This window comes from Micromonospora sp. L31, assembly GCF_052068075.1.
Lineage (GTDB): Bacteria > Actinomycetota > Actinomycetes > Mycobacteriales > Micromonosporaceae > Micromonospora > Micromonospora purpureochromogenes.
Map to the genome: position 1 here is coordinate 33320 of NZ_JBQHDC010000007.1, position 20605 is coordinate 53924.

15 protein-coding genes and 1 riboswitch are annotated in these 20605 nt (G+C 74.5%); of the genes, 6 read left to right on the forward strand and 9 right to left on the reverse strand.

Annotation, left to right across the window (positions count from 1 at the left end):
- Nucleotides 1-94 precede the first annotated feature (94 nt).
- The 3 genes from ACTMS9_RS20005 to ACTMS9_RS20015 all read left to right on the forward strand — a co-directional run bounded on the left by ACTMS9_RS20005 (nucleotide 95) and on the right by ACTMS9_RS20015 (nucleotide 4035).
- Nucleotides 95-2674 carry a S8 family serine peptidase gene (locus ACTMS9_RS20005; protein WP_441165679.1) on the forward strand — a complete coding sequence of 860 codons (2580 nt, stop codon included), beginning with the start codon at nucleotides 95-97 and terminating at the stop codon, nucleotides 2672-2674.
- Nucleotides 2675-2720: 46 nt separating this feature from the next.
- Nucleotides 2721-3641 carry a GNAT family N-acetyltransferase gene (locus ACTMS9_RS20010; RefSeq protein WP_441142087.1) on the forward strand — a complete coding sequence of 307 codons (921 nt, stop codon included), beginning with the start codon at nucleotides 2721-2723 and terminating at the stop codon, nucleotides 3639-3641.
- Nucleotides 3642-3792: 151 nt separating this feature from the next.
- Nucleotides 3793-4035 carry a hypothetical protein gene (locus tag ACTMS9_RS20015; protein WP_377605620.1) on the forward strand — a complete coding sequence of 81 codons (243 nt, stop codon included), beginning with the start codon at nucleotides 3793-3795 and terminating at the stop codon, nucleotides 4033-4035.
- Nucleotides 4036-4097: 62 nt separating this feature from the next.
- Here ACTMS9_RS20015 and groL read toward each other — a convergent pair whose 3' ends face one another.
- The 3 genes from groL to ACTMS9_RS20030 form a co-directional block, all read right to left on the reverse strand.
- Nucleotides 4098-5720 (reverse strand): chaperonin GroEL, encoded by a 1623-nt coding sequence (groL, locus tag ACTMS9_RS20020; RefSeq protein WP_357612048.1) that lies wholly within the window; start codon nucleotides 5718-5720, stop codon nucleotides 4098-4100.
- A gap of 275 nt (nucleotides 5721-5995) precedes the next feature.
- Nucleotides 5996-7039, reverse strand: a complete 1044-nt coding sequence (locus tag ACTMS9_RS20025) for a hypothetical protein (RefSeq protein WP_441165680.1) — start codon at nucleotides 7037-7039, stop codon at nucleotides 5996-5998.
- A 102-nt stretch (nucleotides 7040-7141) separates the two neighbouring features.
- The gene (locus ACTMS9_RS20030; RefSeq protein ID WP_088960044.1) at nucleotides 7142-7345 is read right to left on the reverse strand and encodes a cold-shock protein; all 204 of its coding nucleotides are present in this window, start codon (nucleotides 7343-7345) and stop codon (nucleotides 7142-7144) included.
- Nucleotides 7346-7566: 221 nt separating this feature from the next.
- Between ACTMS9_RS20030 and ACTMS9_RS20035 the strand changes: the two genes are divergently transcribed.
- Complete coding sequence (locus ACTMS9_RS20035) at nucleotides 7567-8097, forward strand: GNAT family N-acetyltransferase (RefSeq protein WP_210773696.1); 531 nt, start codon at nucleotides 7567-7569, stop codon at nucleotides 8095-8097.
- A gap of 182 nt (nucleotides 8098-8279) precedes the next feature.
- Here ACTMS9_RS20035 and paaN read toward each other — a convergent pair whose 3' ends face one another.
- Nucleotides 8280-9953 carry a phenylacetic acid degradation protein PaaN gene (paaN, locus tag ACTMS9_RS20040; protein WP_441142084.1) on the reverse strand — a complete coding sequence of 558 codons (1674 nt, stop codon included), beginning with the start codon at nucleotides 9951-9953 and terminating at the stop codon, nucleotides 8280-8282.
- 169 nt (nucleotides 9954-10122) lie between these two features.
- Between paaN and ACTMS9_RS20045 the strand changes: the two genes are divergently transcribed.
- Complete coding sequence (locus tag ACTMS9_RS20045) at nucleotides 10123-12309, forward strand: hypothetical protein (RefSeq protein ID WP_441142083.1); 2187 nt, start codon at nucleotides 10123-10125, stop codon at nucleotides 12307-12309.
- Between the two features lie 9 nt (nucleotides 12310-12318).
- Here ACTMS9_RS20045 and ACTMS9_RS20050 read toward each other — a convergent pair whose 3' ends face one another.
- Together ACTMS9_RS20050 and thrC are read right to left on the reverse strand one after the other, a co-directional pair.
- Nucleotides 12319-13338, reverse strand: a complete 1020-nt coding sequence (locus ACTMS9_RS20050) for an N-acetyltransferase family protein (protein ID WP_441165681.1) — start codon at nucleotides 13336-13338, stop codon at nucleotides 12319-12321.
- Between the two features lie 436 nt (nucleotides 13339-13774).
- Entirely contained in the window at nucleotides 13775-15064 is a 1290-nt protein-coding gene (gene thrC, locus ACTMS9_RS20055; protein WP_210773699.1) for a threonine synthase, read from the reverse strand.
- A 10-nt stretch (nucleotides 15065-15074) separates the two neighbouring features.
- Nucleotides 15075-15207, reverse strand: a riboswitch (SAM riboswitch).
- Between the two features lie 135 nt (nucleotides 15208-15342).
- On the opposite strand from thrC, the gene ACTMS9_RS20060 reads away from it, so the two are divergent.
- Nucleotides 15343-16044, forward strand: coding sequence for a hypothetical protein (locus tag ACTMS9_RS20060; protein ID WP_441142081.1), 702 nt, complete (start codon nucleotides 15343-15345; stop codon nucleotides 16042-16044).
- 54 nt (nucleotides 16045-16098) lie between these two features.
- Here ACTMS9_RS20060 and ACTMS9_RS20065 read toward each other — a convergent pair whose 3' ends face one another.
- The 3 genes from ACTMS9_RS20065 to ACTMS9_RS20075 all read right to left on the reverse strand — a co-directional run bounded on the left by ACTMS9_RS20065 (nucleotide 16099) and on the right by ACTMS9_RS20075 (nucleotide 20445).
- Nucleotides 16099-16548: a DoxX family protein gene (locus ACTMS9_RS20065; RefSeq protein ID WP_441142080.1), complete on the reverse strand. Its 450-nt coding sequence runs from the start codon at nucleotides 16546-16548 to the stop codon at nucleotides 16099-16101.
- 121 nt (nucleotides 16549-16669) lie between these two features.
- The gene (locus tag ACTMS9_RS20070; RefSeq protein WP_441165682.1) at nucleotides 16670-17578 is read right to left on the reverse strand and encodes an ABC transporter permease; all 909 of its coding nucleotides are present in this window, start codon (nucleotides 17576-17578) and stop codon (nucleotides 16670-16672) included.
- Nucleotides 17578-20445 (reverse strand): alpha/beta fold hydrolase, encoded by a 2868-nt coding sequence (locus tag ACTMS9_RS20075; protein WP_441165683.1) that lies wholly within the window; start codon nucleotides 20443-20445, stop codon nucleotides 17578-17580. The genes ACTMS9_RS20070 and ACTMS9_RS20075 overlap by 1 nt, the downstream gene beginning before the upstream one ends.
- Nucleotides 20446-20605 lie beyond the last annotated feature (160 nt).

The following is a 20605-nucleotide window of genomic DNA, read 5'->3' on the forward strand; positions in this document are numbered from 1 at the left end:
TTGATCACCCACCCCGCGACGGGGATCGCGCGATCCGGGCACGCCGGGACGGCACGGACGTCCGGGGGCGGGTCGGGCGTCGTACTGTTTCCGGATGCGGCCCGAGCCACCTCCCACCGGAAGCGACGGGACCGCCCGGTCCGCCAACCCCTGGGCGGTGGTGGCGGCCGTGCTGGCGGGCGGCTGGACGGTGGCGACCACCGTGCTGCTCCAGGTCGCCGGCTGGTCCGTCGACCAGGTACGCCTCGTCAGCGGGCTGGACCGGTGGCCGTGGCTCTGGCCGGTGGTCTCCCTGGCCGGCGTCCTGCTGGTCGGCCTGCCGGCCCTGCTGCTGACGCTGCTCCCCCGGTCCCCGGCGCTGCGGGGCACCGGCCGGGCCTGGCTGGCCGGAGCGCTGGCGCTCGGCGCGCTCGGCGCGCTGCGTGCCCTCCCGCCGGTACACCACGAGCTCTACCTGGCGGCGCTGGCCGCCACCGCCGCCGGGCTGGCCCTGGTCGCCGCCCGGCTGCCGGCCCGACGCCGCGCCCTGCCCGACGGATCGGGGGGCGAGCCCGAATCGGCGACCACCCCCGCTGCACCAGGGGGCGAGCCGGAGCCGGCGACCACCCCCGCTGCACGGGACGGCGAGCCCGGGCCTGCGGCCACTCCCGATGCACCGGACGGCGCATCCCGCACCGAGCGGCGGGCGAGCGGCACCGGCGGGGCAGGCGGCCGCCGGCCCGATCCGGTCACCCTGCTCGCGGTGGCCGCCGGGCTGGCCCTGCTGCTCCCCTGGGCCTGGCTCGGCGCGCTGGGCGGCCTGCTGGAGACCGTCCTCGCCGCACTGGCCGCGGCGGCGCTCGGCGCGCTGGCCGGGGTGCTGCTCGACGGGCGGTTCTGGTGCCGGCTCGGGGGCGGCGAGCCACCCCGGCCCGCCCGGCTGGTGTTCCTCGGCGGGCTGGTCGGCGGGGTCACCCTGCTGCTGCTCGCCGCCGGCACCGGGCAGTCCGGGGCCCAACTGCCCGCCCTGCTCGCCGTGCCGCCGGTCGCCTTCACGCTGGCCGCCCTGTACGCGGCCGCCCGCCGGACCGGCACCCGGGCCGTAGCACCGGTCCGCTGGCTGGTCGGCCTGGCGCTGTTCGGCCCGCTCGCCCTGGCCGACCCGGAGGAGGTCTCGGTCCTCCTGGCCACCACCCGCGACGTGCCGTTCTGGGTGGCCGCCGCCGCGGTCGCCGGGCTCGCCGTCGCGGTCCTGCTCGCCGTCGGGTACGGCGTCCTGCTCGCCCGGCCCCGGGCGGTCACGCCCAGCCGACGGGTGGCCGTGCTGGCCGCCGGCGTGCTGCTGGTCGCGGTCGGGGTGGTCGCCGTGGTCCCCGGGCAGCCCGGGCTGCACGGCGAGCGGCTGCTGGTGGTGCTGCGCGAGCAGGCCGACCTGACCGGTATCCCGGCCGGTACGCCGGGCCGGGCCGGTCGGGACGCGCGCGCCGCCGAGGTGTACCGCCGGCTGGTCGCCACCGCCGAGCGGACCCAGGGCGACCTGCGCCGGGAGCTGTCCCGGCTGCGCCTGAGCCCGAGGCCGTACTACCTGGTCAACGCGATCGAGATCGACGGTGGTCCGGCGGTGCGGGCCTGGCTGTCGGGCCGTCCCGAGGTCTCCCGCGTGCTGCTCAGCCAGCGGGTACGGCCGTTGCCCGCCCCCGCCCCGACCACCTCCGGCGACGCGCCGGCGCCGGCCGGCCCGGCCTGGAACATCCGGCTGCTCGGCGCCGACCGGGTCTGGTCGGAGCTGGGGGTGACCGGTTCCGGCGTGGTGGTCGGCAGCTCCGACTCGGGCGTGGACGGCCGCCACCCGGCGCTGGCCGACGGCTTCCGGGGCGGCGACGACTCCTGGTACGACCCCTGGGACCGCACCCGCTCCCCGAACGACGCGGGCGGGCACGGCACCCACACGGTGGGCAGCGCGGTGGGTCGGGACGGCATCGGGGTGGCCCCGGGTGCGCGCTGGGTGGGCTGCGTCAACCTCGACCGCAACCTCGGCAGCCCCGCGCACTACCTGGACTGCCTCCAGTTCATGCTGGCCCCCTTCCCGCCCGGCGCGGACCCGTTCACCGACGGCCGTCCGGCGCGCGCGCCGGACGTGCTGACCAACTCCTGGGGCTGCCCGCCGATCGAGGGCTGCGACCCGCGGGCGCTCCGGCCGGCCGCCGACGCGCTGGCCGCCGCCGGCATCCTGGTGGTCGCGGCGGCCGGCAACACCGGCCCGTACTGCGGCTCGATCGCCGACCCGCCCGCGCCGTACCCGGACGTGTTGACCGTCGGCGCGGTGGACCGGCACCGCCGGGTGACCCTCTTCTCCAGTCGCGGACCGGCCCCGGGCGGCGCGGCCAAGCCGGACGTGCTCGCCCCGGGCGCGGGCGTGCTCTCCGCGATGCCGGGCGGCGGCTACGCCACCCTGGACGGCACCTCGATGGCGACGCCGCAGGTGGCGGGCGTGGTGGCGCTGATGTGGTCGGCGAACCCGGCGCTCGTCGGCGACCTGGAGCGCACCCGCCGGATCCTGCGGGAGACGGCGCAGCCCGCGCGGCCGAGCTACCGCTCCCGCGCGCCGCAGGACGCCTGCGGCGGGGACGCGAACATCACCGGCGCGGGCCTCGTCGACGCGTACGCGGCGGTGCGGGCGGCCCGGGCCGGCTGATCGGGTCTTGCGCCCACCCGTGGTGGTTGATCTAGGGTCGGCCACCATGGAGTTCACCCTCGCCGACCTGACCGCCGACCGGGTCCCCGCCGTCGTCGCGCTCTGTGGACGCGCGCTCGACCTGCCCGAGGACGCCGCCGAGGCGGAGTCCGTGGTCACCGCCCTCTGGCCCCGGGCCTCGGCCGACCGGACCGTGCTGGCGGTCGGGGCGTACGCGGGGGACGAACTGGTCGGGGTGCTGATCGGATCGGTCTCGGCGGCGGAGGAGCGCCTCGGGCACGTGGACCTGCTGGCCGTCACGCCGCAGTGGCGGCGCCGGGGGGTCGGCCGGGCGCTGGTGGCCGAGGCGGAACGGCGGCTCGCCGGCCTCGGCGCGGCCGAGCTGCTGCTGGCCGGGAACCCGCCGTACTACGCCTGGCCGGGCATCGACGTGCGGTACACCCCGGCGGTCTGCCTGGCGCTGGCGCTGGGCTACCGGCAGGACCGTACGGCCTGGAACATGACCGCCGACCTGTCGTACGACGGGTCGCCGGCGCTGCGCACGACGGAGCCGGCGGAGGCGAGGCTGGCCGGCCAGGGCGTGACCGTACGCCGGGCGGAGCCGGCGGACCTGCCGGCGCTGGCCGCGTTCGCCCGCTCCACCTTCGGCGGCGCCTGGGACGGCGAGCTGGCCGGCTCGGTCGGCCGCGCCGACGCGGGCTGCCACCTCGCGGAGCGGGACGGCGAGATCCTCGGCTTCGCGGCCTGGGGCTCGTCGCGGCCGAGCTGGTTCGGGCCGATGGGCACCGCGCCGGCTGCGGCGGGCTCGGGCATCGGCGGGGTGCTGCTGCGCCGCTGCCTGCGCGACCAGCACGAGGCCGGGATCGGCGCGGCGCAGATCGGCTGGGTGGGCCCGGTGCCGTTCTACTCCGGCAGCGCGGGCGCCCGGATCGAGCGGGTCTTCTTCCTGTACCGCCGCACGCTCTGACGGCCCCTGCCGGCCGGCCGGACGCGGCGCTCGGCCCCGGGAAGGACCGCGATACATCGATAAACGGGCGAATGGGATATAGACCCTGATAATGCCATTCGCCCGCATGAGTGATGGCCGCCCCCTACCGTTTCGGTAGAGGAGGCGGACCATGACCACGGACGACGAACAGACCGACGACGGGATGCCCCGCACCTGGGTACCGGTCGGCGACCCGCCCATCGCGGTGCCGTTCGACCGGCGGGACTACGGCGACGCGGAGCAGCTCGCCGAGATGACCGGCGTCGACGAGCCGGAGGCCGAGGACCTGGTGACCGTGGTGGACGAGCCGGTCGCCATCCGCCCGCCGTACGACCGGGCGCAGAAGCGGCGTAACCAGCGCAGTCTGCCCTGAGGAGACGGAAAGGGGCGGACCGCTCGCGCGGCCCGCCCCTTTCGGCATTGGTGGGGCTGGACTCAGAAGTCCATGTCCCCGCCACCCGGACCAGCCGGGGCGGCCGGGGTCTTCTCCGGCTTGTCCGCCACGACGGCCTCGGTGGTGAGGAAGAGCGCCGCGATCGACGCGGCGTTCTGCAGCGCCGACCGGGTCACCTTGGCCGGGTCGATGATGCCCGCGGCCAGCAGGTCGACGTACTCGCCGTTGGCGGCGTTGAGGCCGTGACCCGGCTCGAGGTTGCGGACGTGCTCGACGACGACGCCACCCTCGAGGCCGGCGTTGACGGCGATCTGCCGCAGCGGGGCGTCCAGCGCGATCTTGACGATCTGCGCACCGGTCGCCTCGTCGCCGGTCAGGTCCAGCTTGTCGAAGGCGGTCTTGCCGGCCTGCACCAGCGCGACGCCACCACCCGGGACGATGCCCTCCTCGACGGCGGCCTTCGCGTTGCGGACGGCGTCCTCGATGCGGTGCTTGCGCTCCTTCAGCTCGACCTCGGTGGCCGCGCCGACCTTGATCACCGCGACACCGCCGGCCAGCTTGGCCAGGCGCTCCTGCAGCTTCTCGCGGTCGTAGTCGGAGTCGCTCCGGTCGATCTCGGCCCGGATCTGGTTGACCCGGCCCTGGATCTGCTCGGCGTCGCCGGCACCGTCGACGATGGTGGTCTCGTCCTTGGTCACCACGACCTTGCGGGCGCGGCCCAGCATGTCGAGGCCGACGGCGTCCAGCTTGAGGCCGACCTCCTCGCTGATGACCTGGCCACCGGTGAGGATGGCGATGTCGGCCAGCATGGCCTTGCGGCGGTCACCGAAGCCCGGCGCCTTGACGGCGACCGACTTGAAGGTGCCGCGGACCTTGTTGACGACCAGGGTCGCCAGGGCCTCGCCCTCGATGTCCTCGGCGATGATCAGCAGCGGCTTGCCCGACTGCATGACCTTCTCCAGGATCGGGAGCAGGTCCTTCACCGACGAGATCTTGCTGTTGACGATCAGGAGGTAGGGGTCGTCGAAGACGGCCTCCATACGCTCCGGGTCGGTCATGAAGTACGCGGAGATGTACCCCTTGTCGAAGCGCATGCCCTCGGTGAGCTCGAGCTCCAGGCCGAAGGTGTTGCTCTCCTCGACGGTGATGACGCCTTCCTTGCCGACCTTGTCCATCGCCTCGGCGATGATCTCGCCGACGGTGTTGTCACCGGCGGAGATGGAGGCGGTGGAGGCGATCTGCTCCTTGGTCTCGACGTCCTTGGCGAGCTTGAGCAGCTCCTCCGAGACGCTGGCCACGGCGGCCTCGATGCCCCGCTTCAGGGCGATCGGGTTGGCGCCGGCGGCCACGTTGCGCAGGCCCTCGCGAACCAGGGCCTGGGCCAGGACGGTCGCCGTCGTCGTGCCGTCACCGGCGACGTCGTCGGTCTTCTTGGCGACCTCCTTGACCAGCTCGGCGCCGATCTTCTCGTAGGGGTCCTCGAGCTCGATCTCCTTGGCGATGCTCACACCATCGTTGGTGATGGTGGGGGCACCCCACTTCTTCTCGAGCACGACGTTGCGGCCCTTGGGGCCGAGCGTCACCTTCACGGCGTCGGCGAGCTGGTTCATGCCCCGCTCGAGGCCGCGGCGCGCCTCTTCGTCGAACGCGATCATCTTGGCCATACGGCGTTGTCCTCCTGGACACTCACGGGCCACCCGAGTGTTTGTGCCCCGGATGGGCCGCCTGGTGTACGCACCTTGGGACGTCGCCACCTGGCGACGACGACGTCCTTCGGCCGGGCCGGATAGCCCGCGACGACCGGCCGTGTGCCCCATCGGCGTCTCCAACGCCGCTGGAACCTTGGCCCCACCGTCCCGACCACTGGCACTCACGGTATGCGAGTGCCAATGACTTGTTTAGCACTCTCCCCTGCCGAGTGCAAGCACACTCGGGCCGGTCAGCCGAGTTCCGCCGCCAGTTGCGCGGCGTTCACCGGCCCCTCGTGGGCCCGCTGCTCGGCGTACGCCACGACCAGCCCGACCAGCTGGACCAGGTAGACCGGGACGACCAGCACCGCGGCCAGCGTGACCACCACGACGGCGCCCACCGCGGTGCCCGGCGCCGCGAACGGGTCGGTGCCCAGCGGCGCCGTGCCGACGGCCTCCAGCACCGCGCCCAGCACGCCGCCGAGGACGATCGCCACCGCCACCAGCCCGACCCGGCCCAGCACCATGCCGAGCCGGTCGTGGAAGAAGCGGAACGAGCGGCCGATCGGGTTCTGCCGCTCGAAGAGGTAGACCGGACCGGCCAGGGCGAGGGCGAACGCGAGGTAGACGCCGGGCAGCACGCAGAAGCAGATACCGGCCGTGACGATCACGCCGACCAGCAGGGTCCAGCCGTACAGCCCGGGCGCCCGGCGCAGGCCGTAGCGCAGCGCGCCGCCGAGGTCGGCCGGCTCGCCGGCCGCCTGCCGGGTGACCACCCAGGTGCCGGCCGCCCAGCCCACGCTCTGCAGCAGGTAGAGCAGCAGGGCGGCGACCAGCGTCGCGCCCCCGAACGTCAGGAGGTCACCCAGGTAGCCCGGGGGCAGCGAACCGTCGGCCGGCACCTGCGAGGACGGCTCCAACCCGAGGGTGATGATCGAGACCACCGCGGCGGGGAGCGCCTGGGTGAGCAGCATGATCGGCAGCAGCGTGCGCCAGCCACGACGCAGCGCGCTGGCGCACCGGGTGAACCAGCCGTCGACGCCGGCGTGTGGCGGGTTCACCAGCGGGTCGGCCGGGTCCCAGCCGCCGGCGGCCGGCCAGCCGTACGGGAGGTGGCCGGCGTACGGCGGGTAGCCCGGCGGGAAGCCGGCGTACGGGTCGGCGCCGGGCGGGTAGCCGCCGGTGGGCGGGAAGACCCAACCCTGGTACGGGCCGGCGGGCCCGACCGGGCCGCCCGGCGGGGGCGGGTCCACGGGATCGGGTCCGGGCGGACCCGACGGGGACTGGTCGGACATGAGCACTCCTCAGCGACGGCTGGATCGGCCCACGATCTTCCCTGGTGCCCGCCCGCGCCGCTGCCCCGAGGGGGCCGGCCGACGAGCGGAACCGGACGCGACTCAGGCGATGACGCGCACCCGCTCGGCCTGCGGGCCCTTCTGGCCCTGGGCGATGTCGAACTCCACCCGCTGCCCGTCGTCCAGCGCCTTGTAGCCGTCCATCTCGATGGCGGAGAAGTGGACGAAGACGTCCTGGCCGCCGTCGACGGCGATGAAGCCGTAGCCCTTCTCGGCGTTGAACCACTTCACGGTGCCCTGTGCCACGGTGCACTTCCTCACTCTGCGCGGCGTTCCACGACCCCGGGGCCGGCGGACCGGCACCGGAGGACCACCGCTTCGGCGATCGGTGAGGGCCGCTGAATCGGTGACCGAAATCGCACGCTACACGAGGCGTGACGGCGGCGCACGACCACAAATCGGGCATATTCCGGCGCTCCGCCGACCGTCCGTCCATCGGCGGTGGTCGCTGCGGTATGCATGCGGACATGACACCTGCCCCGGCCCCGCCGGAAGCCCGGAGAGCCACCGTCCGCCGGGTACGCCCCGAGGACGCCGCCCGGATGCGGGCGCTGCGGCTGGAGATGCTCGCGGACGCGCCGCTGGCGTTCCTGGAGACCGTCGCCCAGGCCGCCGCCCGCCCGCACGCCGACTACGCGGCCCGGATCGCGTACGTCTCCCGGGGTGACCACACCGCGCAGTTCGTCGCCGACCCCGGTGGCCGGCTGGTCGGCCACGCCGGCGGCACCGCCTCCCCCGACGAGCCGGGCCTGACCGTCGTCTACGCCGTCTACGTGACCCCCACCTGGCGGGGCAGCGGCCTGCTCGCCGACCTGATCGACGGGGTGGCCGCCTGGTCCCGCGCCGCCGGCCGCCCGGAACTGCTGCTGGAGGTGGTGGTCGGCAACGACCGCGCCTACCGCGCCTACCAGCGGCTGGGCTTCACCGACACCGGCGTACGCGTGCCGCACCCCACCGTCCCCGCCATGCGCGAACTCCAGATGCGCCGCCCCGCCTGACCCCCACCGCTAACACCACGCAGGGCAGCACCCCGACGAGCCACACCCCCGGTCCCGGCAGCGACGCCCGAAGCGCACCCCGCACGGGTTTCCGGGGGAGCCCGCCCGCGGAAGGATCAAGCCTGACCGCCTGGAGCGGGCGGGCTCCCCCGGAAACCCCGACCTGGACCAAAGGCGAAAACCTAGACGTGCCGCCGGCTCTGCACGATCCGGAACCGGTTCGCCACGTACGCGCCGTCGGTCAGCGCGGCGTTCGCGGCCGGGTTGGCGCCGCTGCCGTGGAAGTCCGAGAACGCGGCCGACTGGTTCACGAAGACCCCGCCGGTCAGGTTGCAGGACAGGTGCACCCCGACGTCGACCGCGGCGGCCTCGGTCGCGTCCAGCACGGCCTCGTCGGTGGAGTAGACGGCGGCGGTCAGCGCGCCCTTCTCCCCCACCGTCGCGCGCATGATCTCCAGGCTGTGCGCGGTGGAGTCGGTGGCGATGACGAAGGAGATCGGCCCGAACCACTCGCGGCCGTAGGTCGCGGTGTCGTCGGCGGCCAGCTTCACGATGGTCGGCGTCCGCACCACCGCGCCGGGCAGCGCCGGGTGCTCGACGGCACGCGACTCCAGCACCGGCTCGCCGACCTTGGTCACCTCGTCGAGCCGCTCCAGCACCCCGTCGTTGACGATGGCGCCGGTCAGCTCGACGCCGCGGGCCGGGTCGGCGGTGAGCTTGCCGACCGCGCCGGCGATGCCGGCGGCCACCTCGTCGAAGCTCTTGTGCCCCTGGTCGGTCTCGATGCCGCCGGCCGGGATGAGGATGTTCTGCGAGGTGGTGCACATCTGGCCGCTGTACAGGGTCAGCGTGAAGCCGAGGTTGCGGCACAACCCGGCGAAGTCGTCGGTGGAGTCGATGACCACCGTGTTCAGGCCGGCCTTCTCGGTGTAGACGGCCGCCTGCCGGGCGTTCGCCTCCAGCCAGTCGCCGTACTCGGTGGAGCCGGTGAAGTCGACGATCTTCACGGCGGGGTGCAGCGCCAGGGTGGAGGCGAGCTTCTCGCCCGGCCCCTCGGAGGCGAGCAGCACCAGGTTGGGGTCGAAGCCGGCCTCGGCCAGCACCTCGCGGGCGTACCGGACGGTGATGGCCAGCGGCAGCACCGCGCGCGGGTGCGGCTTGACGACCACCGGGTTGCCGGTGACCAGCGAGGCGAAGAGACCCGGGTACGAGTTCCAGGTGGGGAAGGTGTTGCAGCCGATCACCAGCGCCACGCCCCGGGGCACCACGTGGAACGTCTTGGTCATCCGCAGCGGGTCGCCCTTGCCGGCCGCCTTCTCCCAGCCGGCCGTCCCCGGGTGCCGGGTCATCTCGGCGTACGCGTAGGCGAGCGCCTCCAGCGCGCGGTCCAGCGCGTGCGCGCCGCCGGCCTGGAAGGCCATCACGAACGCCTGGCCGCTGGTGAACTGCACCGCGTTGGCGAGCTCGAAGATGTGCTTGTGCAGCCGGTCGAGGATCTCCAGGCAGACGCCCACGCGGGCCTGCGGGCCGGCGTCGCGCCAGGCCGGCAGGGCGGCCGAGGCGGCGGCGACCAGCTCGTCGGCGCCGGCGTGCGGGTAGCGCACGTTCAGCTCCAGCCCGAAGGGGCTGGTCTCGGTGGCGACCCGGTCGCCCGAGCCGGGCTGGTCGAGGGGGAAGTCGCCGTTCAGGTACGCCTCGAAGGCGGCCTTGCCGTCGGCGGCGGCGGTCTCGCCGTACACGCGGGGGCTGGGGGACTCGGGATAGGCGGACCAGTATCCCCGCTCCGTGATGGCGGTCAGCGCACGGTTCAGGGTGTCGGCGTGCCTGTCGTACAGGGGGTGCGGGGTCTCCGTCATGCCCGCCATCATGCAACAGGTTGGTCCCAGATCAGTAGAGCAGTGTCACAAGTGGGATCGTCACCCGCCGCTCGGTGAGGCCCCCCGGCCGCCGGTACCCGTCCGGCGCGGGATTGACCCGGCGGGTGCCGGGTAACCGCGCGGCCGGCGGGCGGAGGGGCGGCGGCGGGTGCGGACGACCGAGATCCGGGTGCACGGGGTTGCCGACAAGGGCCCGGAGACGGTGCTGGACCGGCCGGTGGTGACCCGGGTGGCGGGCGACCGGGACGCCGGCTTCCACCGGGTCCGCCCCGGATTCGGGGACCCGACCGGCCCGAGTGGCGCGACGCTGGAGGCGTACCGGTGGAGCGGCCTGACCGGCGGCACCGCCATCCGGACGTTCTCGCTGGTCCTGCTCCTGCCGTTCGTCCTGAGCAACATCGCGGTCTGGATGCTGCCGCCGCGCCCCGGGGCGGAGGCGGTGGGCAAGTCGCTGTGCCGGCTGCTGGCCGCCACCCTCACCGCGATGTACGTGCTCGCCGCGGTCGGCATGGCGCTGGACCTGCTGGCGTGGCAGTGCGCCGCGTACCCCCGGTGCCTGGAGGGCCGTCGGGCGATCTCCTGGCTGGGGGGTCTGCCGCCCGGCCAGCGGCTGGCCGCGCTGTCCGTGCTGCCGATCGCCGCGGTGGCCCTGCTGCGCCGGCTCGGCGCGCGCACCTGGCAACTGCCGGAGAACACCGTCGCCACCCGGCAGGCCGCCGGGGCCGACCGGCTGGACTCGCCCGCGTTCTGGGACAACCGGGCGCTGCTGTGGCGACTGGCCTCGCTGCACGTGGCGGTCGCCCTGGGCACCCTCGACCTGGCCCTGCTCGCCGTCCTCGCCCCGCACGACCGGCATCCGGCCGGATACGCCCTGGTGGCGGCCGCCGTCGCCCTGCTCGTCACGGCCCTGGCGCTGCTCTGCGTGCCGGTCGTCGAACGGTCGATCACGACGAACGGGCGACCGTGGCCGACCAGGGTGGCCGCATGGTGCGCCGTGGCGCTGACCGCGCTCACCGTGGCGTACGCCGCCCTGCCGCGCGGGCCGTGGACCGCCGAGGGTGGGCTGCCCGGCTACGACGTTCTGGTCGCCGGTCTCTTCGCCAGTCAGATGATCCTGCTGCTGGTGCTGGCCGGGTTGATCCTGACCCGCCGCCGGCACGGCGCGCCGGCCCTGCTGCGTGGGCTGGGCGCGCCGGTGCTGGTGTCGGTCGCGATCGGGGTGGCGGTCGCCTTCTCCTCCGGGCCGAGCTACGCGCTCGCCGAGTTCCTGGACCGGGGCTCCAGTCCGACCCCGGTCCGGCCGCTGCCGCCCGGCGCGCCGCCGCTGTCCCCGCCGGTCCCGTACCGCTGGGCCCTGCTGGGCTTCTCGGGGGCGCTGGTGCTCGTGGTGGTGGTGCTGGTGCTCGGCAGCCGCCACGGGCGCACCCTGCGGCGACGGGCGGCGGAGGAGGTCGTGCGTCGCGACTACCCGGAGGCGGCCCGCGTGCCGCCGGAGCGGGTCCGCGCCGTCCGGGACCGGATCGCCCGGGCCACGGCCACCCACCGCCTCGGTTCGCTGCTGTCGGCGGCGTACGCGGTGCTGGCGGTGCTGACCCTCGGCGCGGCCGGGCTGTCGATCCAGTACCACGGGCCGGGCACGGTGGCGCTGCGGGTCGGCGGGTTGTCGCTGGCCCGGCCGGTGGTCTTCGCGACCGACCTGGGCAGCCTGCTGATCGCCGTGTTCGCGCTGGCGCTCGCCGCGGCCGGATTGTTCGCCTACCGGTCCAGCGCGATCCGGCTGGTCGGTGTGCTCTGGGAACTCGCCACCTTCTGGCCCCGCGCGGCCCACCCGTTCGCCGCGCCCTGCTACGCCGAGCGGGCCGTCCCGGACCTGACTCGGCGGATCGCCCACCTGACCGCGGGCGGGGACGGGGTGGTGCTCTCCGGGCAGAGCCACGGCAGCGTGCTGGCCGTGGCCACCGTCCTGCAACTCCCCGCCGCCAACCGGTCGCGGGTGGCGCTGCTGACCTACGCCTCCCCGCTGGGCCGGCTCTACAGCCGGGCGTTCCCCGCTCACCTCGGACCGGACGTGCTGCGCGACGTGGGCGAGCGGCTGGACTGGCGGTGGGTCAACCTGTGGCGCCTGACCGATCCGATCGGCGGCTGGGTCTTTACCCCCGGTCCCGTCCGGCCCGAGGATCCCGCGACCCGGGTGGACCGGCGGGTGCGCGACCCGGTGGGCCTGTTCATCCCGCCCGGGGGTACCGTCCCGCCGCCGATCGGCGGGCACCGGTTCACCCCCGACGACGACCTTTACCGGGCCGTCGGGGACCTGGTGGAGCGGCTGGGCCGGTGAACCCGGCGGTCAGAGCGCCAGTTGCCACTCCGTCGAGGCGTCGACCGGCCGGAAGCCGAGCTGCACGTTGATCCGGATCATGTGCTCGTTCTCCGCCGCGTTGAAGGTGTCGATCGCGCGCAGCGCCGGCTCGTACGCCAGGGCGTGCCCCAGGTTCTCGATCTTGGTGAGCAGACCGAGCCGGCGGCCGCGGTGGGCCGGGTCGACGATGGTGATCTGCTGCCAGGCGTGCCAGTCCGCGCTGGCGCCGAGGCTGAGCATGCTCCAGGCGACCAGCCGGCCGGAGCCCTCGTCGACCGCCGCTACGTGGTAGCGGCGGCTGCCCCGGAGGTCGAGCGCCCGCTCGATGCCCCGGATCCGGTCCGCGTCGACCCGCTCCTGCTCCCACTCCAGGTCGCCCAGGGGCGCGTCGGTCGTCAGCCGGCCCTCCAGGTAGGCGACGTCGTCGACGTACTCCTCGGGGGTGGCCTCCTGCCAGCGGACGGTGCGGTAACCGACGGCCGCGCTCCGGGCGCCGGCCAGCAGGGTGTCCACCGCGGCCCGGTCGAGCGTGGTGATGTCCAGCCGGCGGCGTACCGCCGCCAGCGCGGGGCGAGCGCCGACCGCCGCGGCGAAGGCCGCTCCGGCGGGGTCGCGCGCCGGGCCGCCGGGCAGGGCCGAGACGACCTCCCCCACCACCCGCTTGCGCCCCGCGTCGCGGAGCAGCCGCACCCCGTGCTCGTGCAGTGCCCGGCCGACGCCCCGCCGCCGGTACGCCGGATGCACCACCAGCTCGGCGACGGCGTTGTCGGTGTTGTCCAGTTGCGGCAGCCCGAGGCGGAGCCAGCCGGCCGGCACCCCGTCGAGCCGGGCCAGCGCCCAGTGCACGACAAGGCCCGGCATCGGGTGCCGGACCAGCGCCTCGAAGCGCCGCCGGCAGTACGGCGGGAGGTCCGGCGCGTCCGCGTCGGTGGCCGCCGCCCCGATCCGGTACGCCGCGTCGACGGCGGTCTGGTCGGTCGGCTCCAGCGCCGTGAGGGAGATGCCCATGCCGGTGAGCCTGCGGCACCGGAAAGCGAACGGGCCAGCGATTTTCTCGCTGGCCCGTTCGGACGTTGGTCGGGAGGGACGTCCACACAACGCCTCCGGCGTTGGGTCGTAAGAACTCAAAGTCTCCGGCGGATCGCCCTCCCGCACGGAGCATCTTGCGCCGTCCGGTTCCTGTCGTCAAGTCCTTGTCGGCGGGTTTTCCACACTCACAGCGAAAAGCCAGTTACCCGGCGGATCGACCCGATCCCCCGTCCGGGCGAGCCGCCCATCCCCCACCCGGCCGACCCCCGCCCCGCTCCGGCCGCGCTGGCGCCGCCCGCCGCCCCCGTTTGCGGCGTGTCGCGGTGTCCCGACGGCGGGAGGCCGCGACACGCCGCAAACGGGGTCGAGCAAGCGGGGCCGACCGACGGGCATCGAGGGCGGCGGGCCGGCGGGGTCAGGCGAGGAGGCCGGCGTCGCGGGCGGCGCGCAGCGAGGGCTTGATCCGGTGGGTCGGGCCGACCTGGCCGGCGACCGCGTCGATGGTCTTCAGGCCCTCGCCGGTGTTGAACACGACGGTCTCCGCGGTCGGGTCGAGCCGGCCGGACTCGACCAGCTTGCGCAGCACCGCCACGGTCACCCCGCCGGCCGTCTCGGCGAACACCCCGGTGGTCCGGGCGAGCAGCCGGATGCCGGCCCGGATCTCCTCGTCGTCCACGTACTCCATCCAGCCGCCGGTGCGGCGCACGGCCTCCAAGGCGTAGAGGCCGGCGGCCGGGTCGCCGATGTTGAGCGACTTGGCGATGCCGGTCGGCTTGACCGGGACGATGGTGTCGCTGTCGCCGTGCAGCGCGACCGCGATCGGATTGCAGCCGGCGGACTGGGCGCCGAAGACCTTCCAGCCACCGGCCGGCGCCTCGACCAGGCCGATCTCGACCAGCTCGGAGAACGCCTTGTCGATCTTGGTGAGCAGCTCGCCGCTGGCCATCGGGATGACCACCTGGGCCGGGATCCGCCAGCCGAGCTGCTCGGCCACCTCGTAGCCGAGGGTCTTGGAACCCTCCGCGTAGTACGGCCGGACGTTGACGTTGACGAACGCGGTGTCCTCGAACTCGTCGGTCTCCACCAGCTCGCCGCAGAGCCGGTTCACGTCGTCGTACGACCCGTCGATGGCGACCAGCTCGCCGCCGTAGACGGCGGTGGTGACCACCTTGCCCTGCTCCAGGTCACCGGGGATGAAGACCACCGAGGGCACGCCGGCCCGGGCCGCGTGGGCGGCCACCGAGTTGGCCAGGTTGCCGGTGGAGGCGCAGGCGAACCGGGTGAAGCCGAGCGCCCGGGCGGCGGTCAGCGCCACCGAGACCACCCGGTCCTTGAACGAGTGGGTCGGGTTGGCGCTGTCGTCCTTGACCCAGAGCGGCGCGGTGATGCCCAGCTCGGCGGCCAGGTGCGGGGCGGCGACCAGGGGGGTCAGCCCCGGGTCGAGCGTCACCCGGGTGGCCGGGTCCTGGCCGGCGGGGAGCAGGGCGGCGTACCGCCAGATGTTCTGCGGGCCGGCCTCGATCCGCTCCCGGGTGACGGCGGCCAGGGCGGCGGTGTCGTAGTCGACCTCCAGCGGCCCGAAACACTCGTAGCAGGCGTGCTGGGCGGCGAGCGGGTACCGCGCGGAACAGGCGCGGCAGACCAGGGCGCGGGCCGGGCTGGCGGTGGTGTCGATGCCGGGGGCGGCGGGAAGCGTCGACGTCATGTCGAGAGTCCTCTCATCTTTCCCCGCATCGCACCCTGCGGCGGGGACGGAATTGGCACCTGCCCGCGCCGGCTCGTCATCGAGCGTGCGGGTGGTTGCCGGGGCGTCGTCGGGCCGTATCCCTCAGCCCCTCTGGATGAGGTATGCAGTTGTGCCACCGAGTCTAGAAGTTCCGCGACCCGAATCCGACCCCGGTTCCCACGCTGTGAGCTGAGGCCGTGGGTGGCGGGGGGTCAGTACGGTGCGGGCGATCACGTCGAGAGAGGAAGCCTCCGCCCATGCGCCGGACCCTGCCGAGCTTCGCGGCCGTCACGCTGGTCTGCCTGCTCACCGCGTGCGGAGGTGACACCGGGACGACCGACACCGCGTCCACCACCGTCACCCCGTCGGCGGACGCGCCCACCGCCGCGGCTCCGGCCGCCATCGCCCCCAGCGCCACGCCGACCACGGCGGCGCCGGCCGCGCCCGCTCCGGCGGAGACCCTGACGGCGAAGCCGAAGCCGCCCGCCGCCCCGGCGCTGACCTGCAAGCAGCTCGCCGGTGCGCACGTCGGCAGCGCCAAGGTGCCCTACAACGGCTACCCGGACCACCTGCCGCTGACCGAGGGCCGGTGGTCCGGCGAGGACGGCGCGACCGTGCTGTTGCAGAAGCCGTGCGGGATCGGCGACCTCGACGGGGACGGGGCGGCCGACGCGGTCGGCGTGGTCGCGTTGAACGGCGGGGGCAGCGGCACCTTCTTCACCGTGCTCGTCTGGCGCAACAGCGGCGGCAAGCCGGCCTTCCGGGCGCTGGCCGACCTCGGCGACCGCACCCCGGTCCTGTCGGTCAAGGTGGCCGGGCAGCAGGCCACCGTCGTCTGGCTGACCCGCAGCGACGGCAGGAGCATGGCCGAGCTGGACATCAGGCGCACGTCGACGTACCGGCTCTCGGGCCCGACGCTGGTCGAGGTGGGCCACACCGACGCGCCGTACACGCCCTGACCGCATCGCCGCCGGAGCCGTGCGGAACGGCTCCGGCGGCGGGTGGCCGACGGGTCAGGCGGGTACGGAGTTCCGGCCCGCCGGCGCGGGGGTGGCCACGCTGGCGCGGCGTCGACCGATCAGGCGGTCGAGCGCCCAACTGCCCGGCCCGAGCACGACCACCAGGGCGAACGCCCAGCAGAACAGGGCGGCGAGCTCGCCGTTGTTGTGTATAGGCAACAGCCCGTCCGGCTGATGCACGACGAAGTAGGCGTACGCCATCGAGCCGGAGGCGAGCAGCGCGGCGGGCCGGGTGAGGAGCCCGACCAGCACCAGCGTGCCGCACACCGCCTGGATCAGCGCCGCCCACCAACCCGGCCACTGCCCCACGGGCAGCGACTCGCCTGTGCCGCGGGCGCCACCGAGCACGCCGAAGAGCGACGACAGGCCGTGGCAGAGGAAGAGCAGGCCGATGACCATACGGAAGAGGGACAGGGCGGGTCCGTTGAACCGGTCGAGATTCATCTCGCTACCTCCGGGTGAGTGGAACGGTGCACCCAGGATCAGCCAGGAAATATCCGACCTAATGAACTTTTTGTTAACGAACGCGTCGACTGGGCGATTTAACGCTCAGGCCACCCCGCCGTCAGCTCGTGACATCCTTTCGGGTGAACCGCCAGAAGGCCAGCCCCCAGAAGAGCGTCGCGTAGCTCACCGCCGAGATCGCGCCCCGCACCACGTCGTCGGTCTGCACCGGAGTGGAGAGCAGGCCGAGCCAGGCGGTGCTGTAGTGCGTCGGCAGGAAGTTGCGCAGCCCGCCGAGGGCGGTGATCTGGTCCAGGATGCTGGAGAGGATCCAGAGCAGCACGGCGCCGCCGACCGCGCCGAGCGCGGCGTCCGTGGTCACCGACAGCAGGAACGCCAACCCGGCCACCACCAGCAGGACGACCGCCAGGTAGCCGAGCACCGCCAGCAGCCGCAGCAGCCCGTCGGCCGGTGCCAGTTCCGCCGCGACCTGGCTGCGCAGCGGCTCCCAGCCGTACCGCAGGGTGCCGGCGAGCAGGGCGGTGCCGGCGAGCAGCAGCAGGGCCAACGCCGAGTACGCCAGCGCGACCAGCAGCTTCACCGCGAGCAACCGGGCCCGGGGCACCGGCACCGCCAGCAGGTAGCGCAGGCTGCCCCAGCTCGCCTCGCTGGCCACGGTGTCCCCGCAGAACAGCGCCACCACCACGACCAGCAGGAACGACGCCGAGACGAAGATCGAGAAGAGGGTGAAGTTGAGCCCGCCCGAGGTGGCCAGCTCGACCAGGCTGCCGAACTCGTTGCGCCCGTTGTCGTCGTCGCCGCCGGAGTCGAACTGGAAGGCGATCAGGATGATCAGCGGCAGCAGCACCATGAACCCCAGCGCGAGCTGGGTACGCCGCCGCGACGCCTGCCGGCGGAACTCGGCCGCGAACGGCAGGGTCGCCGACGGCCGGTAGCCGGCCGCCGCCCCGCCCGGGCCGACCCGGCCGGCGTCGGCCGCACCCGCCGTGTCGATGGATGAGCCCGCCATCACCGGTCCCCGCTTCCCCGAGAGTTCTCGCCCACCAGGGCGAGGAACGCGTCCTCCAGGCGGCGTCGCGGCACCACCCGGTCCACCCCGATCCCGGCCCGGACCAGCTCCGCCACCACCTCGCTGCGCGCGGTGCCGTTGGTGTCCACCACCAGGCCGCCGTCACCGTCGGGCAGCACCCGGACCCCCTTCAGGCGGTCCAGCACGACCCGCGCGGCGGCCGGGTCGGTCACGTCGAAGAGCACGCTCGGCGAATCGCCGACGATCTCCTCGACCGGCCCGGAGGCGACGATCCGGCCCTTGTTGACCACCACCGCGTGGGTGCAGGTCTGCTCCACCTCGGCGAGCAGGTGGCTGGAGACCAGCACCGCCCGGCCGTCGGTGGCGTACCGCTGGAGCACCCGGCGCATCTCGGCGATCTGCGGCGGGTCGAGCCCGTCGGTCGGCTCGTCCAGCACCAGCAGCTCCGGCAGGCCGAGCATGGCCTGCGCGATGGCCAGCCGCTGCTTCATGCCGTGGCTGTAGTTCTTGATCCGCCGGTGCACCGAGTCGCCCAGTCCGGCGATCTCCAGCGCCTCGTCGAAGTGCGCGTCGGCAGCCGGCCGCCCGGTGGCCCGCCAGTACGCCCTCAGATTCTCCAGCCCGGACAGGTGCGGCAGGAAGCCGGGCCCCTCGACCAGCGCGCCGATCCGGGACAGCACCGGCGAGCCCGGCACCAGCCGGTGCCCGAAGACGTAGATCTCGCCGGCGGTGGGTTGGGTCAGCCCCATCAGCACCCGCAGGGTGGTGGTCTTGCCCGCGCCGTTCGGCCCGAGCAGGCCGACCACCTGCCCCGGGTGCACCTCGAAGTCCACGTTGGAGACGGCGACGAAGCCGTCGGCGTACTCCTTGCGGAGCTGGCGGACGGCGAGCGGGACGCCGGCGTACTCCGGGTGGACCGAGCTGTCCTGGCGGCGGTGCCGGCGGCGGGCGACGGCGACGACCACGGCGAGCCCGACCGCGATGGCGGCGAGCAGCCCGACCAGCACCCAGCGCCAGACGGTGGCGGTGGTGGGGATCGGCTCGGCGTCGACCGTCGGCAGGCTGACCGGGGCGTCGCCCGCCGCGACCGTGTAGACAGCCGACTCGGCGGGTGTGGTGTACGCCTGGTCGGAGGTGGCGACCACGACCCGCAGCCGGTGCCCGGCCTCGATCCGGCGGACGATCGCCGGCAGCGTGACGGTGACCGGCCGCGCGCCGTCGAGGCTCTTCGGCAGGCCGGTCAGCCGCACCGGGGCGACCAGTCCGTCGGGGAGCGTCGCGGCGCCGTTCGGGTCGACGTCGTAGAGCTTGACGAAGAGCACCGCCTCACCGGTCGGCGAGGCCGCCCGGAGCGCGAAGGTGGGTGACCCGGCGACGTCCACGGCGTCGGCCAGCGGGGCCGACTCGAACCGGGCGTGCTGGCCGGGGACGTCGCCGGCCACCCCGCCGAGCAGCGAGCCGAGCGCGCCGGCGAAGGGCACCGAGGAGATCGCCGCCGGGTTGCCGTTCGGCGGGTTGGCGATCGGCTGGGCCGGGCCGGTGACGGCGATCTCGCGCCGGGCGTCCCCGGCGACGCCCGGGTAGTCGGCGGTGCGGTAGCCGGTGGCCACCAGGCCCCGGTCGAGGGCGTCGAAGCCGGCGATCCGGGAGAAGGTGAAGCCGTCGCCGGGAGCCGCCCCCTCGCCCTTGACGTAGTGGTCGAGCCACTGCGCGGTCAGGAACTTCACCCGGTCGGAGTCGCTGGTCGGCCCGGTGCCGCCGTCGTGGCCGCCGGTGTACCAGGCGACCCGCACCGGGGTGCCGGCGGCGGCGATGCCGCGCGCGTTGGCGTCCGCCTCGGTCAGCGGGAAGAGGCTGTCCGCCTCGCCCTGCACCAGCAGGGTCGGTGCCTTGATCCGGTCGACGACGCCGGCCGGGGAGGAGCGGCGCAGCAGGTCCACCGCCGCCTGGTCGGCCCGCCCGGTGGTGGCGATCCGCAGGTACGCGGCGCAGATGTCGGCGGCGAACCGGCCGCAGGACGGGTCGGCGGCCGGCGCGGGGCCGGGCCCCGGACCGGTGCCCGGTCCCGCGCCCGGCGCCGGGCTGGGCGGTCCGGCGGAAGCGGGAGCGCCCTCCGGCTGGGCGGCCGAGGTGCCGGAGAGCCCGGCCGGCCCGGAGCCCGCGTTGCCGCCGCCGCCGAAGAAGATCCCGGCCCAGCCCTTCTTGAACACCCCGTCGGTCGCCGGTCGGCCGGTGCTCTCCGGGAGGAAGGCCCGGGAGAGGTCGTTCCAGGTGATCATCGGGACGATCGCGTCGACCCGCTGGTCCTGGGCGGCCAGCAGCAGGGCCAGGCCACCGCCGTACGAGCCGCCGACCACGCCCACCCGGGGGTCGCCGGCGGCGTCGGTGCGGATCTCCGGTCGCTCCGCGAGCCGGTCCAGCAGCCGCTGGGCGTCCCGGATCTCGTAGTCGGGGTGGTCCAGGTGGATCTGGCCGCCGCTGCGGCCGAAGCCACGCGCGGTCCAGGTCAGCACGGCGTAGCCGCGGGTGACCAGGTCCTCCGCGTCGGACCGGACCGAGTCCTTCGTACCGCCGAAACCGTGCGCCAGCAGCACCGCCGGCACCCTACGGTCGGCCGAGGCGTCGTCGGGCAGCCAGAGCGTGGTGTCCAGTTCGACCGGCTGGTCGCCGGCAGGTCCGGATCGGACGGTGACCAGGGCGGACTCGGTGCGGAAGCCGGGCCGGTCCGGCCGGGCCGCCCAGACGGCGGCGGCGGCCAGCAGCACGACGACCACCGACGCGACCGCGACCCGGCGACGGCTGGCCAGGACGCGCCGCAGCCACGCGGCCGACAGCGGTGATCTCATGTGGCTCACGGTACGGCCCGGTTCCTGAGCGTTGGCTGGGATCCTCCGTACGTCCGTCCGGTTCGTCCGATCGACGAGCGGGGTCGATCGACGGCGCGCCGTCCAGACCATTACCGGCGGGCCGACTTCGGATCACGTGAATTCCGATCTTCGCTCCGAA